Origin of the sequence: Anaplasma marginale str. Florida, assembly GCF_000020305.1 — a bacterium.
Classification (GTDB): domain Bacteria; phylum Pseudomonadota; class Alphaproteobacteria; order Rickettsiales; family Anaplasmataceae; genus Anaplasma; species Anaplasma marginale.
This window is the reverse complement of record NC_012026.1, coordinates 795,223-809,861: the sequence shown is the minus strand read 5'-3', so window position 1 is coordinate 809,861 and position 14,639 is coordinate 795,223. Positions and strand designations below refer to the sequence as shown.

The following is a 14,639-nucleotide window of genomic DNA, read 5'->3' as shown; positions in this document are numbered from 1 at the left end:
TGTGGGATGTCCTGTGTCGCGGGGTGGAAGTCCGGGCTGCGGTCGTAGGATTGCAGAGGAGCTAAGGCTTGCGGAGGACGCTCGCTTGCGCCTTGCACTCCTGGGGAGGTGCATAGTTAAGGGGAGTCCTGCTCAAGTTCGTAAAGAACTTCGTGCTGAACTCAAAGCTATAGATGCTGAGTGGAGGCCTGTGATTGCCCGTGAATCACTCAGGAAGGAGCTTGACGCTATAGATGCTGAGTGGCAACACGCGATTACCTTCTGGCATATATCTCGCGCTATCATTGGTAGTATAGAGCTTAGTAAGGAGCTTGACGCTATAGATGCTGAGTGGAGGCCTGTGATTGTCCGTGAATCACTCAGGAAGGAGCTCAAAGCTATAGATGCTGAGTGGAGACCTGCGATTAGGCTCGAGAGTGCATATCGCGCTATCATTGGTAGTATAGAGCTTAGTAAGGAGCTCAAAGCTATAGATGCTGAGACGCAACACGCGGTTGAGCTCAGGAGGGCACTTCGCACCATAGAGGGTCGTATAGAGCTTAGTAGGGAGCTCAAAGCTATAGATGCCGAATGGGCACCTAGGATTGCCCAAGCAAAAGAAATTGCTCAAGCCCGTGAATCACTCAGGAAGGAGCTTAACGATATAGATGCCGAATGGGCACCTAAGATTGCCCAAGCAAAAGAAATTGCTCAAGCAAAAGCAGAACTTGCCGCTGCTACTGATGCTCTTAAACGAGCAGCGGATAAGCTGCAGGCTCTTGGTAAGATGGGCACCACATCTACGCCCGGTACCGATTTGATAGGTGTTGTTACGACTGCTGTTACGACGACCCTTGCTGGGACGCAACCAGCACCCGGCACCGATTTGGTAGGTGTTGCTACACCAAGTACTGCTCTTGGGCAACCAGCACCCAGCACCGCTTTGACAAGTGTTGCTGCGGAGGTTGCTACGCCAAGTACTGCTCTTGGGGTGTAGTGCTCAATGGAAGGGGGGGGGGATCCTCCTCTCCTCTAGTTTTGTCAATTTTGTGTTGCAACGCTACACGTCTGTGTAGCGTGGTTTCTTGGATGCTTGGGGTCCTAGCCGGTAGGTTTGCCTTGAGCGAACAGCGGTTTTGTGGTAGACCGTGAAGCTAGTATGTGTGTTGGGGTGGCCTATGTTGCTGGGTAGAGTCAAGAACCTCATCAAATGCCACCTCCCGCTCCCGTATTTTACGCTGTGCAGGCTGCAAAGTGTGGAAATAACCCTACTTGCTGCCTTTCCCGCGCTTGCCAGTATCTCCATTGCGTCGAGCAGCATCGCGAAAACCCTGTGGCTTTTTGTGCTCAGCGCGGTCGGTGCGGCCATTGTGAGGACTGCTGGGTGTGTGATCAATGATATATTTGACAGAAAGATAGATGCAAAGGTCCGGAGGACCAAAAACAGGCCCCTTGCCTCTGGTGCCCTTACTGTTCCTCAGGCATTAAAAGTGCTGCTGTTGCTGGTTGGGATCGCCCTAGGTATTTTGCTATTGACCAACGCGATGACTTTCTACCTAAGCACCTTTTTTGCAGTTGGTATTGTGCTATATCCCTTGATGAAAAGATATTTCTCCTACCCGCAGTTTTTTCTCGGTTTTGTATTCAATTGCGGGGTGTTGATAGGCTCTGCAATGGCGGCAAATAAGCTTGTGCTTGGGTCCATACTCCTGTACATAGGATGCATATTTTGGACCACCGCCTATGATACCATATACGCCTGTCAAGATAAGGAGGATGACGCGATTTTGGGCCTGGGAAGCACCGCAGTCAAGTTCGGTGCTAATACAAAGCGATACATAGGGAGGCTGTATATACTTACCACTACCATGTGGGTGAGTACGGGCGTAATATCCTCGTTGGGTGCTGCTTATTATGTGTGCATGTTGGGGATTGCCGGCATATTCTACTACCAATACGCAAAGTCAGACTTTGACAGCCCCAGCAGATGCATGTATATGTTCAGGATCAACATGTACGTGGGGCTGTTGCTTTTTCTGGGCGCGTTTCTCGGTAAGATAGGTATCAGGTTTCTGTAATTCCCGGTTCGAATGCAACTCGGCGATGTTTCTTCGGAACTATTTAGGTCTTGTATGGGGAGGTTTGCCACCGGTGTTACTGTGGTAACTACGATGGACAACTGTGGTGTTATGCATGGAGTTACGGTTAGCTCGTTCAACTCTGTGTCTCTGGATCCGCCGCTGGTATTGTTTTCTATTGAGAAAACTTCTTCGAGGTTTGGTGTGTTTAGCATGTGCACCCAGTTCGTTGTGAATATTTTGGGTGAGCACCAGGCCGACGTTTCCAGAAATTTTGCAGAGAGGAATAGGAAGTTTTGGGAGAGCTATAATTTTACAGTAGTGGATGGTATGCCCGTGATAAACGGATCCATAGCCTATTTTTATTGTACGATGCATCATCTGTACGATGGGGGAGATCACAAAATTGTGGTTGGTAGGGTGCTGGACTGTAAAATTCTTGATGATGCCAATCCCCTGCTTTACTACCGTGGTGGGTACTGTAGGTTGAATTGCTAATGCGTCGCAATTGCGTACTGTATGCCGATCTGGCAGCTGTCATAAAAAGAAACGTTGCGCGTGCCCCGTATCTGTGGGACGCTATCATACACCGCCGCCGGCAGCTGCATGTTTGTGTTGCCGTGTGTTACGTAGAGTAGTGGTACAAAAGGCGTCTGCACGTGGTTTAAGGTCCCTTGCAATGAAGATTGGCATAGTTGGTTGTTTGGGTAGAATGGGCCGCATAATTGTACAGGAGGTTGTAGGGACTGGTGGTGTTGAGCTTAGTGGAGGTGTTGTAAGGCGGGGGAATGGCCTTGTAGGCGAGGATATGGGGGCAGTGCTCGGCTGTGGCCACGGTGCCAAGATTACGGATTCCAAGGAATTTCTTTTTGATTGCTCTGATGTTGTTATTGATTTTAGTAGTCCTGAGTGTATGCTCGAGTGTGTAGGCATTGCCTCCGAGAAACGTGTTCCACTTGTTAGCGGCACTACCGGAGTCGATGAGAGGGATTTTCGCACGCATGCGGAGAAGGTTCCGCTTTTATGGTCGTGCAACATGAGTTTGGGTGTTACATTGTTACTAGAGCTAGTTAAAATGGCTGCAGCTGGATTTCGGGGCTATGATGTAGAGATTCGAGAATTGCATCATAGAGCGAAAAAAGATGCGCCCTCTGGAACATCGCTAATGCTGGGTAAGGCTGTGGCACAGGGTATGGGGGTTGAGCTTGAATCGCAGCAGCACACCTTTGGTTTCGGTTGTAGGCGGAGTGGCGCCGTGGGGTTTTCCGTTGCCAGAGGAGGAGGGGTGATAGGCGATCATGCGGTTATGTTCCTTGGGGATGATGAGATTGTAGAATTGCAGCACCGGGCGATTGATCGAAGGGTTTTTGCGCGGGGTGCTATCAAGGCCGCGTGCTGGCTGGTAGGAAAGCCGGCAGGGCTGTATACCATGTTAGATGTATTAAGGGCTTAATTTCAGTGTCAGAAGTTCATGCTGCAGTAGAGGGTCTGAATCTGTGGTATGGCAAGAAGCAGATTTTGTTCGATGTTAACCTAGATGTGTACAAAAGGGAGGTTACTGCCCTTATAGGGCCGTCTGGGTGCGGCAAGTCCACGTTCTTGCGATGTTTTAACCGCATGAATGACTTTGTTCCAGATTGCAAGGTGGAAGGCAAGATTGACATTGAAGGGATGGACGTGCACTCGCCCGACACTAATGTTGTGCTGCTGCGGGCAAAGGTTGGTATGGTGTTTCAGAAACCGAACCCGTTTCCCGACTCGATATACAAAAACATAGCTTATGGGCCTAAGCTGCATGGGTTAGCCAGAAACAAGAGGCGGCTTGATGACATCGTTGAGGAAAGTTTGCGACGTGTAGGGTTGTGGGATGAACTGGGCGGACGGCTGAAGGATAGTGCGTGTAAGCTTTCTGGTGGGCAGCAACAGCGTCTATGCATAGCCCGAGCGATTGCGGTTAGGCCTACTATGCTGTTGATGGACGAACCGTGCTCTGCGCTTGATCCTGTGGCTACAGGTGTTGTGGAGAATTTAATCAAGGAGCTAAAGAAGAATTTCACGATAGTGCTGGTCACTCACTCTGTTAAGCAGGTACGAGAAGTTTCGGACAGGGTCGCGTTTTTTCAAGAGGGCAGAATAGTTGAGCACAATACGACCAAAGAGGTGTTCAAGGCCCCGAAATCAGAGGAAGTTAAGGGATATCTAGCTGACCACTTATAGCGGTTCATAGCGCAGCGCTCCTACCGGAACCCCCCTGTATGTGGGGGAGAGGCCAATGCCCTTTATAGCTCTCGTACAGCCTGCCTATATAGTCTGAAGTGTTTTCTGCAGCATAACCAGGAATTGATAGTGCGGGTGCGCTCTTTCTATCCCCTAGATGCCACCAACATGAAACATAGCGTAGCTTTTGTTGGTTACCTAGGTGCGGTTGGGGTTTTCCCGCTTGGGGGGGGCTGCGGCGATGCCGAGTCCGGTGCTGCCCCGCGTTTTCCGAGCCAGTACTCATATTCTTGCTCTAAGGTTTCTCCCGCTATCGCCCTTCTTACGCGCTGCATTAAGCTGTTCATGAAGTATACATTGTGTATCGTAATAAGGGTGTATGCCAGTAGCTCCTTGGCTTTTAGTAGATGGTGGAGGTAACCCCTTGAATGGTGATTACAGGTATAGCAGCCGCAATCTTGCTCGATGGGAGCCAAAGAACGCGCAAATTTGGAGTTGTATAAATTAACATACTCCCTGTCCGGTGAGATTCTGTTTTCGGGCCTTACCAGCGCTGCCCCGTGTCTTGCTATCCTGGTGGGATATACACAGTCAAACGTGTCTACGCCGTTCATTACTCCGTGCAAAATGTCGCACACATTGCCGATACCAAGCAAATGCACGGGCCTGCTCTTGTCAAGCAAACTGGTGGTCAAAGAGACGGTATCATACATCTGCTGTTTATGTGACCCAAGCGAGCCACCAATTGCGTTGCCAAAGAACGGAGAGCTGTTAGCAAACTCGCAACTGACGCGTCTAAGATCACTATGCACTCCACCCTGTATGACGCAATACAAAGCTTGCGTTCCGTCTGCGGTTTTTTGAAATTCCTCTAGTGACCTCAATGCCCAGCGGTTGCTCATGTGCATAGACTGTGCTGTATACTCGTAACTAGTGTGGAAAGGGGTGCACTCGTCCAATACTACGACAAGATCTGCCCCTAACATGCGTTGGATATGCATGGATTTTTCGGGAGTCAGATGATGCAGCTGCCCGTTGATGTATGACCTAAAAATTGCGCCGCTCTCATCTATCTTGATGAGAGAGGAATTAGCCCGCCTTCTTTTGCCTTTCAATTCCTCCGATACTGAGCCGTATCCAAGGCTGAAAATTTGATACCCTCCAGAGTCGGTCAACATTGGCCCTTTCCAGCCAAGCATGTTATGCAGCCCTCCCAGCGCGGCCACCGTTTCTGCCCCTGGTTGCAGCATAAGATGATATGTATTAGAGAGCACGATCTGCGTGCCGCATTCTTTGACAGTTTTCATGTCTAACGATTTTATAGCGGCCTTTGTTGCGCAGAAAATGAACGCTGGGGTATACAACACCCCATGGGGGGTGGAGATTACACCGACGCGCGCCCTATTGTGCTGTAGCAGGACGTGAAAATTGAAGTTTTGATACAATCTGGCGTACATACAAATCAGCAGTAGCCATGGTAGGCCATTTACCGGTATGCCGCATCAAAAAATTTTTTTGCGTTCTTAACATGTGTGCCTGCCAGATTTATGGGTGGGTTGTTAGGTAGTTGATGGCTGTTTGGCTTGCAGAGTGGGTTCTTTTTGAAAAATGCTATTGCCAACCTCGATTTTCTGGGCCATAATCCGAGTATTGTGGGTGAGGATTGAACTGTGGCTGTACCCAAAAGGAAGAAGTCGAAGTCGCGTCGCAACATGCATCGTTCGCATTTGGCGCTGTCTGCCGCTAACGTCGTTATTGACCCAACTACCGGGGAGTATAAACTTCCCCATCACGTGTGTTTGGGGGGCTACTACAACGGGAAGCAAGTTACTGAGTCTAAGGTTTAGTGGTGCGTGACAGTGGCGCATGCGTGTCAGTAGCGCTTGACGCTATGGGGGCGGATCTCGGCCCCGAGGTTGCCATTAAGGGGGCTGATTTGGTTCTCTCCGGTGCTGTGCCGTGTAAGCACAAAGTGCATCTTAGCATATATGGTAAAGAGAGTGCTGTGCTGCCGGTGCTTGGTAAGTATAAGCTGGTAGAGAAAAATAGCGTCTTCATTGACACGCCGGATGCCGTATTGTGTGACGACAGGCCGTCTTTTGCACTCAGGCACCGCAGGAAGTCAAGCATGTGGTGTGCAATAGAAGACGTCAAAAAGGGCGTGGTTGCTTCTGCGGTTTCTGCGGGTAACACCGGTGCCCTTATGGCGATATCCAGGTATCTTTTAGGTACGTTGCAAGGCATAGATCGTCCAGCTATTGCTACTGTACTGCCCTCCAGGAAGGGCAGTTTTGTTGCACTAGATTTGGGTGCTAATGCCGAATGTGCTCCAGGCTTACTCTTTCAGTTTGCGATTATGGGCAGGGCATTTGCGAGGGCTGTGCTCGGCGTTGAGCATCCCAAAGTGGGGCTGTTGAATATCGGTGCGGAAGATACAAAAGGCACTTACAACATTCAAGAAGCGTTCGCGTTGATGCGCGACGCAAAGCAGGACATTAATTTCTACGGATACGTTGAAGCAAAAGAGGCGTTCGACGGGGTGGCGGATGTTGTTGTTGCTGATGGCTTCTCTGGCAACATTATGTTAAAAACCTGCGAGGCAGTTGCCGGGCTCACGCTTCATATACTCAAAAAGGAAATCTGTTCTTCCCTGATGGGAAGGGCTGCAATGCGCATTTTACGCTCTTGCTACTTCAAGCGGACTAGTGGCAGCGCTCTGGATGTAAGGTCGTACAATGGTGCCGTGCTATTGGGCCTCAACGGCATCGTGGTGAAAAGCCACGGTTCGGCCGATGCCACGGCATTCGCCCACGCGATAAAAGAGGCTGTATGCGTGATTAGCCAAGGAGACATGGCGAAAGAAATGATCTCAGAAGTAAGTAATGGTTGATGCGAAGATCTGTTTTTTGTGGTGTGGGGGCGTTTTTGCCTGCGAAAGTCATCACCAATGATGATCTGTCGCTCATGGTTGATACCACGGATGAGTGGGTTTTTCGAAGAACTGGTATAAAACGCAGACATGTAGTGGAAGAGGGCGATACCGTGTCTGGTATGGCAACTAAAGCTGCTGAGATTGCGCTAGAAGATGCGGGGGTATCGGCGAGCGAGGTTGACCTTATAATTGTTGCAACTGCAACTCCGGACAAAACGATGCCGAGTTGTGCAACGATGGTGCAAGGAAATCTGGGTTGCAAGAACGCAGCTGCGTTCGATATAAACGCCGCCTGTTCGGGTTTTTTGTACGCTCTGTCGATTGTAGATAGCATGATAAAGGCTGGCCAGGCTAACATTGCCCTGATCATAGGGTCCGAGGCAATGTCTAAAGTGGTCGATTGGACTGATAGGTCTACATGTGTGCTATTCGGCGACGGTGCGGGGGCATTTGTGTTCAAGGGGCAGGACGAAACGGAAAAACCTGGGGCCGGAGTTATGTCCACTCTCTTGTGCGCTGATGGCTCACTTGGTAATGTGCTCTACACAAACGGTGGGGTTGCCTCTACCGGCAAGGCTGGGTACATATGCATGAAGGGTACCGTGCTATTTGAGCATGCGGTGGTTAAGCTATCATCCGCTATTTCAGCACTGCTTGAAAGTAGTGCGTTGGATGTTGACTCGATTGACTGGTTTATTCCCCACCAAGCCAATGTACGAATTATTGACCTCGTTATCAACAGGCTGGGGCTTTCCAGGGATAAGGTCATCTTGAGTATAGATGAGCACGCGAACACTTCGTCCGCATCCATACCGCTTGCGATGTACGAAGCTAAGCGTGCAGGCAGAATCAAAAAGGGCAATCTAGTACTGTTTGCCGCAATAGGAGCCGGCATCACGTGGGGTGTGAGCTTGCTCAGACTGTAGCATCTGTTGAGCATACACGTGGCCCATGGTTGGGAACGCACCTCGGGGGAGGGAGGTGTTGTGTGGTAGGGACCGCGAGTCTACACGGTTGTGGTCCTTAACTCAGCTGATAGGAAGCCGCGCTCCGCACTATGGTTGGTGCTGCTGGTTCCGTAGCTTATAGAAAAAGCTTTTCAATATCTCTGCGTTTTCCCGCTCGAGGAACCCACCGTATACCTCAGGGATGTGATGGCAAAACCTAAAAACTCGGGCGCCGTGCTCTACTCCCCCGCATTTTGCATTGTATGCGCCAAAATATAGCCTGCGAATTCTTGATAAAGATATCGCATATGCACACATGGCGCACGGCTCAAGCGTTACGTACATATCACAATTGTCCAGCACGTGAGTTGACAGGTGCAAACAAGCCTCTCTGATGGCGAGCATCTCCGCGTGCGCCGTCGGGTCTGAGTTGCGAAGCGTGAGGTTGTGCTTGCTAGATACTACAACGCCGCGCTCATCGACGACTACGGCACCTACTGGAACCTCAGCCGGTGAGCTGACCGCCTCCTGCATTGCTAGCCTCATGTAAGGGGATTCTGACAGCATCATCACGTTTTAAACACTGTTTCAAGCATAGGACAATAGCAGCCGTGCGTAAAGGTGTCGTAATGTACATAGTGTGTTACTCCCGACTTAACAGTGATTGGTCCTGCGTAACAGACACTTTGTGTATACGCTATAGTATGCTAGAATCAACGCGGGTGCATGTCCGAGTTTGTATGTGATAAAGAAGTTGCTAGGGCTGATACCGGGTTCTGGGATCGCAGGGGCTGCGCTGAAAGGTACCGCTGCGTCTGTCGGGCTGATCGCGTCTTTACTACTGTTCATTAAGCCGGTGAGAAGGCGTGTGTGCAGGTGCCTGAAGAATATTCTTCTCTGGCCGTTCAGAACACTAAAGAAAGGACTTGGCCACGTTTGGCAGGCCCTAAAGAAACTGCTGCACAAACTGTTGAAGGCCGTTGATGCCTTGTTGTCCGCCGTGCGGCGCCTGGTTGCAAAGATCGCTGGCCTGTTCGGCTATGAGTCATCCGAAACATCAAGCGAGAAATCCGCTGATGAGCACGATGTGGATGAGACGTTAACAGATCAGGAAAAGTACAATATTGAGAAAGAAGACAAGCTACTCAAGAGGGACTTTTCATCTGCACAAAAACGTGACGTTGCCGATGGTGGCGCAAAGTATGAAAGTGCTGCACAGATTGTCGGGGTGGCGGAGCCCATAGGTAAGTGGACTAAGCTTGTGATGTCGGAAAGGCAGGAAAGCCTAGCTCGCTTGTTCAATGCAGGTGCCAGGGGCGGCGATAACGGCGAGCTTCCCAATGGATTCTGGCAAATGTTTGTTCGTATGCCCAGTAGATTTCAGGGCAAATATATCGCAAGATCTAGATAACTGTCTGCTGTTGGTTTGCAGCGTGGCCCCATGGTGGTATAATCCCCAGGGTGTTGTTGGGGTTTTTAGTGCAGGATTTAAAAGAGAGCAGCACGCTAGGTGCTATAGGCGGCCTGCCTAGCAACATCGAGGCTGAGCAGATGCTAATCGGTGCGATGTTGAGGGACAACAGGATCTGCGATGCTCTGGAAGATATAATAAGTGCAGACGTGTTTTTTGATCCTCTGCACGGGCGGATTTTTGACCAAGTGCTCAAAATCAACCGGCGGGGCCTTGCTGCCAACGAGATTAGCCTGAAGATGTTTTTTGACAATGACGAGGCGTTGATCGAATGTGGTGGTGCCGAGTATTTGGCCAAAATTGCGGCTAAGGCAAGCGTGGTTTTTGACATAAGAAGCGTGGCGCAGGCTGTATTTGATGCGCACCTTCGACGCTGCCTAATTGCCTTTGGGAACGATGTTGTGGGCAATGCGTACGACTATGACTCCGACAACCCTGCAGAGCAGCAGATAGAAGATGCGGCACAGCGGCTGTTTGTACTGGGGAGTAGAGGTAAATCTGACAGAAATTATCACAAGTTCTCAGTATTGGTGGAGGACGTAAGAAAAAAAATCGAAGCCGCCAAAGGCGGTGCAAATGCCCTACAAGGAGTGTCTGTGGGGCTTAGGGATTTAGACCAACTGTTAAATGGGCTGCAGAATTCCGATCTGATAGTCGTAGCCGCGCGTCCTTCTATGGGGAAAACAGCTCTAGCTCTGAATATGGCACTAAGCGCCTGTAAATCCCTTAAAAACGACGGAAAGAGCGTTGGGTTTTTCTCCCTTGAAATGTCTGCAGAGCACATTGCTTCCAGGATCATATCGATAGAGTCTGAAATCAGTTCCTACAAGGCCCTATCGGGCAAAATTAGCAGCACGGATTTGAATCAAGTCTTGAAAGCTAGCGAGAAGATATGCGATTTGCCGCTGATAGTGGACGATTCATCCGTTTTATCAATTAGTGGCCTCAGGACCAGGATAAGAAGAATGCACCAGCTTCACAATATTGGAGTTGTTTTTGTGGACTATCTGCAGTTGATTAAGGGGACTACGAAGCGCAGCGGAGAAAATAGGGTGCAGGAAGTTTCTGAGGTTACTCAGGGCCTGAAAGCCATAGCAAAGGAGCTAAATGTCCCACTAGTAGCGCTTTCTCAGCTCTCTAGGCTTGTTGAGCAGCGTGACGATAAGAAGCCCCAGCTATCCGACTTGCGTGATTCTGGAAGCATAGAGCAGGACGCAGATGTGGTCATGTTTTTGTACCGGGAGGAGTACTACGAATTAAGAAAGCAGCCTGCCGAGGGAACTGCTAAGCACGCAGAGTGGCAGATGAAGATGAATGCAATTAGCAATGTTGCTGATGTACTTGTTTCAAAACAAAGAAACGGGCCCATTGGCAATATTAGGCTTTTTTTCGAGCCTGAAAAAGGGAAATTCAGGGATTACACTGCGCGCTATGATGTTTACGATGGCGGCGAGTTGCATTCCGGATAGTAGTAACTTGCCGTTCAGGTTGTGAGGCACTGCCTGCTGAGGTGCAGAGCAGCTGCCGGTCCGTGCTGCGCCTTGCTCCGAGCACAGTCTGTCGCGTTTCTTGGGTGTATTAGGCCTTAGTTTGAGAATGGTGATATGGTAAAAACTGCGGGAATAGCGGGGGCTGGGCTCGTCGGCAGACTACTGGCCCTGGCGTTACTGCAAAATGGGTGGCGGGTCTCGCTTTTTGATCGGGATGACGCAATAGGCAAACGCAGCTGCGGATTTGTTGCGGGGGGCATGCTTTCCCTGTATTCCGAAGCGGAAACAGCCGGGAATTTGGTTGTAGAATTGGGCCATAGATCCTTGGAATTATGGCCAGAAATTCTCCATTCCGCGGGCGCGAGCGAATGCCTAAAAATGTTAGGGAGTGTAATTGTAGCCCATACAAGCGACCTGCACGAACTGGAGAGGATGTGCGCCATCATCAGGCGAAAATTCACTGCCCTTTTTGGCAATCTCTGTATTTCCGATGAAATTCACACGCTCGAAAGCGGGCTATCTGTCCGCCACGGAGTGTACATTCAAGGAGAGGGATGCATAGACAGCATGCGGCTTTTTTCGCGCCTGGAGGCTGAATTAATTCGTCTAGGGATAAAATGGCTTTGCAACACGCACGTGGATGAAGTAGTGTCTCAAACGTTGGTGGTGGGCTGCCAGCGGCACGTTTTTGATATGGTTTTTGATTGCAGGGGCATTGGAGCTAAGAGCGCAATTTCCGGTCTGAGGGGGGTTAGAGGCGAAAGTATGCTACTTCACGCTCCTGAGGTTGCGATCGGCCGCCCAATCCGTATGGTGCACCCCAGATACAACGTGTACATGGTACCCAGATCTGAAGGTAAGTTGATAGTTGGTGCTACGGAAATAGAAAGCTGTGACTTCTCAGAGGTATCGGTTAGATCCGTGCTTGAACTGCTATCGGCCGCATACTCGGTCCACAGAGGTTTTGCAGAGGCCAGGGTGCTTGGTATGATGTCTGCATGTAGACCTGCATTTTCGGACAACTGTCCAAGAATTATAGTTGAAGATGGTGTTGTCAGGATAAACGGGCTGTATAGACATGGATATCTGAGCGCACCGGCAATAGTGGAGGAGGTAATAAACCTGCTAAAATGTGGAAATGCCCGCTACTCCGGGCTTCTGCATTCAGGAATGGAGGGAGGATGCGAGCAGCAGCCGCATGGTGCTATACATGAGGCAGTGCATAACAGCGGCATGGCAAAGAGGTAGTAGACCCCCACCACGGTTCGAGCACACAGCTATTTTCCACCGGAGGCCGGGACGGGAGCCTTTTTATGTTCAATCTGTGCGTCGATAATCTTGACGCTATACTTATCAACGGCCCGATCGAAACCAGACAAGAGCTCCGGTGGCACTATTATAGACCTGCGGCTGTCCGACCTTAGGCCAACTACTCCCAATTCTAACACAATCGGGACGCTCCTATTGCCTATTATGAAGTCAACCACCTGGTCCGCAACCAACACTTGCCCGCGCACATCCTTCACTGTGTACTTAACAGAAACAGCGTCGCCGCACCGTGCCTCGGTCACCGCTTCCTTATTGCCGGTGTCGCGCTTGTCGAAGGACATGAGGTTTCTTATGTCATTTGCCTCGGGCACTGTGTCATCCACAGATGTGAGCTGTATGTAATAGCTGTCAGATTTTCCTTCTTCATCACGGGTTACTATCACGACCCTACTGCCGCCCCGCCTCATGCCAGCCAAGGCGTAGTTCACCTCCCTGACTTCATGCGCTCCGAGCCTGAAACTTACGGGTTTCGTGCTACCGCTGATCTTGCGTGCTGCTTGCAGCGGATCCGTAATCTCCTGACCGTCCATAGGGAAGCGTAGAATCATGGCGGAGACCTTCTGCCCACACAGCACCTCACGCCCCTCACCCTCTTCTATGTCAATCAGGCGAAAATTCCCTGCAAGAGGTGCCGCAGATGCCGCGTCGCGCAAGTATTCTGCCAGCCCTTGCTTGCTTATGTATCGGTCAATTCTTGCTTCTATTATTGGCCGTAATATCAGGGCCCCGATCTTATATGCAGGGCTGTCATTATCAACCACGGAAACCTTGTAAGGCTTCTTATCCATGCGCTCAGTGATACCGGAGACAATGCTAGTGGACACTGCCCTCAGCAGCAGCCCAAGAACGGCGAAAACCGCGATTACGCACAGTAGGCGATATACTATGACCTTCATACGCTTAAGTTTTCAACAAACACAACGAGACCGCCGAGCGTATCTACGTTACCAGGCAGCTTTCTTAGGTGTTCTTCACACTTGCGCAGCAGGCCATCAACGTAGCCCTGCGTTTCATCCATCCCGAGAATATGTGCCATGCTTCCATAGCAGCGCTCACCGTCCTCCCAAGCATCGCTTAGGTCATCCTTTGCTTGAAACGCGCAACCCAACGCAGCCCCATACTTTGCCAGCGCTGCCCTTTCTTCAGCGGATGCCCCACCCAAAACCGCGCCGGCCTCGCAAGCGGCAGAGAACAACCTAGCGGTCTTCAACTCGTGTATCCTCCTAACTCCCTCAAACGACGTTGAAGAGTGTGCCTCCATGTCCAGCATCTGCCCGGCTATCATGCCGCAACGGCCACACGCTTTGGACAGCAGCTCTATGATTTCACACCTTACAGCACAACCCTCATTCATGGTCGACAATAACTCAAAGGTGAGTGTAAGTAAAGCGTTGCCAGTTAAAACTGCGACCGCCTCTCCGAATTTTATGTGGCAGCTTTCCTTTCCACGCCTGATAGGGGAGTTATCCATAGAGGGCAGGTCATCATGCACCAAGGAGTAGGCATGCACAACCTCAATGGCGGCGCTCAACCGCAACGTTCTTTCCGTGCTCACGCCAAAAACTTGCGCCGATGTACTTGCCAAAAATGAGCGTATGCACTTCCCTGGATTCGATATGACATAGCCCAAAGCCTCGTGCAATGCTGCCGACGGGCACTCAGCCTTCTCATGCACAACTTGAGCGAGCTCCTTTTGCACCAAAGACGCAAAATCCTCTACCTTTTGCTGTATGTCACTGTAGCTATGGTGCATAGGTGGTGTAATCAAACTCCCCCTCAGTATACAAGAGTTTGCTTACATGTCCCAGGTTTTTACTTACGTGCGCATTTCAAAAAAGCTCGAATTTTACATTTTCGTTTTTATACAACTTGTGGTACTTTGACGGCGTTTGGTATACACCTTTCTAGGTGTGCGTGGTTGGTAGTTTTTTGGTGCGGGGTTTGTGTTTTGCGGGTCTGTTCATGGGTGTAGGTTGCGGCACTTGCGCAAGTTTTTAGTGCGGCTAGTAGGTTGTACCGCCGTAGGAATTTTGTTTGACTGTAACGGTGCTGATTATTATATATGGGTTTGCTGTGACTCCTTCGTCTAGTGGTCTAGGACCCCACCCTTTCACGGTGGTAACGCGGGTTCGACTCCCGTGGGAGTCACTTACCGGCCGGGTGCGGTATAGGTATTTCTAAGGTTGGGGTTGGCCC

At 50.4% G+C, this 14,639-nt stretch carries 15 protein-coding genes and 1 tRNA gene; 12 read left to right on the top strand and 4 right to left on the bottom strand.

Features of this window, described 5'->3' with window-relative positions; all coding sequences use genetic code 11:
• Window positions 1–13 precede the first annotated feature (13 nt).
• From AMF_RS08310 to pstB, 5 genes are all read left to right on the top strand, one after another.
• The gene (locus tag AMF_RS08310; protein WP_244825210.1) at window positions 14–976 is read left to right on the top strand and encodes a hypothetical protein; all 963 of its coding nucleotides are present in this window, start codon (window positions 14–16) and stop codon (window positions 974–976) included.
• Window positions 977–1,157: 181 nt separating this feature from the next.
• A complete protein-coding gene (locus AMF_RS08305; protein WP_010267994.1) occupies window positions 1,158–2,057 on the top strand; it encodes a 4-hydroxybenzoate octaprenyltransferase in 900 nt (299 codons plus the stop codon).
• Between the two features lie 12 nt (window positions 2,058–2,069).
• Window positions 2,070–2,555, top strand: coding sequence for a flavin reductase family protein (locus AMF_RS08300; RefSeq protein WP_010265186.1), 486 nt, complete (start codon window positions 2,070–2,072; stop codon window positions 2,553–2,555).
• Between the two features lie 181 nt (window positions 2,556–2,736).
• Complete coding sequence (gene dapB, locus AMF_RS08295) at window positions 2,737–3,510, top strand: 4-hydroxy-tetrahydrodipicolinate reductase (RefSeq protein ID WP_029209884.1); 774 nt, start codon at window positions 2,737–2,739, stop codon at window positions 3,508–3,510.
• Window positions 3,511–3,515: 5 nt separating this feature from the next.
• Window positions 3,516–4,274, top strand: coding sequence for a phosphate ABC transporter ATP-binding protein PstB (gene pstB / locus AMF_RS08290; protein WP_010265176.1), 759 nt, complete (start codon window positions 3,516–3,518; stop codon window positions 4,272–4,274).
• A gap of 194 nt (window positions 4,275–4,468) precedes the next feature.
• On the opposite strand, the gene tgt is transcribed toward pstB, so the two are convergent.
• Window positions 4,469–5,731: a tRNA guanosine(34) transglycosylase Tgt gene (gene tgt / locus AMF_RS08285; RefSeq protein WP_012659034.1), complete on the bottom strand. Its 1,263-nt coding sequence runs from the start codon at window positions 5,729–5,731 to the stop codon at window positions 4,469–4,471.
• A gap of 213 nt (window positions 5,732–5,944) precedes the next feature.
• On the opposite strand from tgt, the gene rpmF reads away from it, so the two are divergent.
• Genes rpmF through AMF_RS08270 form a run of 3 tightly spaced genes read left to right on the top strand, consistent with a single transcriptional unit; the run spans window position 5,945 to window position 8,132 of the window.
• Entirely contained in the window at window positions 5,945–6,121 is a 177-nt protein-coding gene (rpmF, locus tag AMF_RS10280; protein WP_010265167.1) for a 50S ribosomal protein L32, read from the top strand.
• Entirely contained in the window at window positions 6,121–7,164 is a 1,044-nt protein-coding gene (gene plsX, locus AMF_RS08275; RefSeq protein ID WP_010267981.1) for a phosphate acyltransferase PlsX, read from the top strand. Before rpmF ends, plsX begins: the two co-directional genes overlap by 1 nt.
• A complete protein-coding gene (locus AMF_RS08270; RefSeq protein ID WP_035018003.1) occupies window positions 7,164–8,132 on the top strand; it encodes a beta-ketoacyl-ACP synthase III in 969 nt (322 codons plus the stop codon). Before plsX ends, AMF_RS08270 begins: the two co-directional genes overlap by 1 nt.
• A 129-nt stretch (window positions 8,133–8,261) precedes the next feature.
• Here AMF_RS08270 and AMF_RS08265 read toward each other — a convergent pair whose 3' ends face one another.
• On the bottom strand, window positions 8,262–8,723 hold the full coding sequence (locus tag AMF_RS08265; protein WP_080510991.1) for a nucleoside deaminase: 462 nt from the start codon (window positions 8,721–8,723) through the stop codon (window positions 8,262–8,264).
• 172 nt (window positions 8,724–8,895) lie between these two features.
• Here AMF_RS08265 and AMF_RS08260 point away from each other — a divergent pair, with 172 nt between their 5' ends.
• The 3 genes from AMF_RS08260 to AMF_RS08250 all read left to right on the top strand — a co-directional run bounded on the left by AMF_RS08260 (window position 8,896) and on the right by AMF_RS08250 (window position 12,362).
• A complete protein-coding gene (locus AMF_RS08260) occupies window positions 8,896–9,564 on the top strand; it encodes a hypothetical protein (RefSeq protein ID WP_010267974.1) in 669 nt (222 codons plus the stop codon).
• Window positions 9,565–9,617: 53 nt separating this feature from the next.
• Complete coding sequence (locus tag AMF_RS08255; protein WP_037330435.1) at window positions 9,618–11,093, top strand: replicative DNA helicase; 1,476 nt, start codon at window positions 9,618–9,620, stop codon at window positions 11,091–11,093.
• 135 nt (window positions 11,094–11,228) lie between these two features.
• Window positions 11,229–12,362 carry an FAD-dependent oxidoreductase gene (locus AMF_RS08250; RefSeq protein ID WP_010265150.1) on the top strand — a complete coding sequence of 378 codons (1,134 nt, stop codon included), beginning with the start codon at window positions 11,229–11,231 and terminating at the stop codon, window positions 12,360–12,362.
• Window positions 12,363–12,391: 29 nt separating this feature from the next.
• On the opposite strand, the gene AMF_RS08245 is transcribed toward AMF_RS08250, so the two are convergent.
• Together AMF_RS08245 and AMF_RS08240 are read right to left on the bottom strand one after the other, a co-directional pair.
• Window positions 12,392–13,339, bottom strand: a complete 948-nt coding sequence (locus AMF_RS08245; protein ID WP_010265147.1) for an FKBP-type peptidyl-prolyl cis-trans isomerase — start codon at window positions 13,337–13,339, stop codon at window positions 12,392–12,394.
• On the bottom strand, window positions 13,336–14,196 hold the full coding sequence (locus AMF_RS08240) for a polyprenyl synthetase family protein (RefSeq protein ID WP_010265142.1): 861 nt from the start codon (window positions 14,194–14,196) through the stop codon (window positions 13,336–13,338). The genes AMF_RS08245 and AMF_RS08240 overlap by 4 nt, the downstream gene beginning before the upstream one ends.
• A gap of 322 nt (window positions 14,197–14,518) precedes the next feature.
• Between AMF_RS08240 and AMF_RS08235 the strand changes: the two genes are divergently transcribed.
• Window positions 14,519–14,591: transfer RNA gene (locus tag AMF_RS08235), tRNA-Glu, on the top strand.
• Window positions 14,592–14,639 lie beyond the last annotated feature (48 nt).

Excerpts from the sequence above, each read along its gene's own strand:
- AMF_RS08250 (WP_010265150.1), top strand. The coding sequence starts at position 11,229 with ATGGTAAAAACTGCGGGAATAGCGGGGGCTGGGCTCGTCGGCAGACTA.
- AMF_RS08300 (WP_010265186.1), top strand. The coding sequence starts at position 2,070 with ATGCAACTCGGCGATGTTTCTTCGGAACTATTTAGGTCTTGTATGGGG.
- AMF_RS08245 (WP_010265147.1), bottom strand. The coding sequence starts at position 13,339 with ATGAAGGTCATAGTATATCGCCTACTGTGCGTAATCGCGGTTTTCGCC.
- dapB (WP_029209884.1), top strand. The coding sequence starts at position 2,737 with ATGAAGATTGGCATAGTTGGTTGTTTGGGTAGAATGGGCCGCATAATT.
- AMF_RS08240 (WP_010265142.1), bottom strand. The coding sequence starts at position 14,196 with ATGCACCATAGCTACAGTGACATACAGCAAAAGGTAGAGGATTTTGCG.
- AMF_RS08305 (WP_010267994.1), top strand. The coding sequence starts at position 1,158 with ATGTTGCTGGGTAGAGTCAAGAACCTCATCAAATGCCACCTCCCGCTC.
- AMF_RS08270 (WP_035018003.1), top strand. The coding sequence starts at position 7,164 with ATGCGAAGATCTGTTTTTTGTGGTGTGGGGGCGTTTTTGCCTGCGAAA.
- AMF_RS08265 (WP_080510991.1), bottom strand. The coding sequence starts at position 8,723 with ATGATGCTGTCAGAATCCCCTTACATGAGGCTAGCAATGCAGGAGGCG.
- tgt (WP_012659034.1), bottom strand. The coding sequence starts at position 5,731 with ATGTACGCCAGATTGTATCAAAACTTCAATTTTCACGTCCTGCTACAG.